Here is a 925-nt window from a genome sequence, read left to right on the forward strand (position 1 = left end):
TATGACTCGTGGCGTCGGAAGCGTCGGTTCCAGCAGATCTTCCGGCCGACGGATGACCAGGGTGAGCCGACGGCGAGTCAGGCGTGGGGGGATCCGCAACGCTCCCTCGACAGCTCATCGACGATCGAGGAGCTGTTGCGGCCGTTGTCGCCGCGGGAACGGGCGGTCATCACTCTTCGTTATCTGGCCGACCTGACGGAGGCCGCGACGGCCTACGAACTGGGGATTGCGGTCGGCGCCGTCAAGTCAACCACTGCCCGCGCGCTGAACAAGATGCGCGTGGTCGACCTCGAGGCGAAGGGAGCGTGACATGGACACTCGAGACCTGAGGGATGTGCTTCACGGCCAGTCCGGCAGGACCTCCCTGACTCCGCAGGCCGTGTGGGAGTACGCCCAGCAGCGGCGGAACCTGCGCCAGCGGATCGTCGTCGTCACCGTGGTGGCGGTGTTCGCCCTGGTGGCGGGGATCGCTGCGTTGTATCTCAACGGGTTGTCGTCGCGGCACAGCCCGCAGATCGTGACGGTGCCTGCGGCGGTCCCGCCGACACCGGGGGTGCAGCCCAGCTGCGTGCTGCCGATGCTGCACCAGGGCGACCAGCTGGGGCTCATCCCGCTGGCCGATCTCCCGCAGGAGGACCTCACCTGCGCGTGAGGCGAGTTGAGACCGCCCCGGTCCCCGGCCCTCCACGACCCCTGGCCGGGGGCCGGGGTTTTTCGTTCCCGGGGAACATCTTCGACGAGGATGTGAACCCTGGCGGGGGTGTGGGTCGTCTGGATGGGTGAAAGGAGGGCGAGATGCCAACCAGCGTGGAGGTTCAGGAGAACTTCAAGGAATTCGTCAGTGCGAATCTGTCGCATCTGGTGAAGATCGCCCGGTCATTGACGGGTGGCGCCGATGCTGCTGATGAATTGGTGCAGACGGCGA

2 protein-coding genes are annotated in these 925 nt (G+C 66.5%); both read left to right on the forward strand.

The features are described from left to right. On the forward strand, positions 1-309 hold a 309-nt coding region (locus tag EII35_RS15515; RefSeq protein WP_312019307.1), incomplete at its 5' end, for a sigma factor-like helix-turn-helix DNA-binding protein. A 1-nt stretch (position 310) separates the two neighbouring features. Beyond that, entirely contained in the window at positions 311-652 is a 342-nt protein-coding gene (locus EII35_RS15520; protein WP_125229342.1) for a hypothetical protein, read from the forward strand. Positions 653-925 lie beyond the last annotated feature (273 nt).

It is taken from the genome of Arachnia propionica (genome assembly GCF_003932785.1).
GTDB classification, from domain to species: domain Bacteria; phylum Actinomycetota; class Actinomycetes; order Propionibacteriales; family Propionibacteriaceae; genus Arachnia; species Arachnia propionica_B.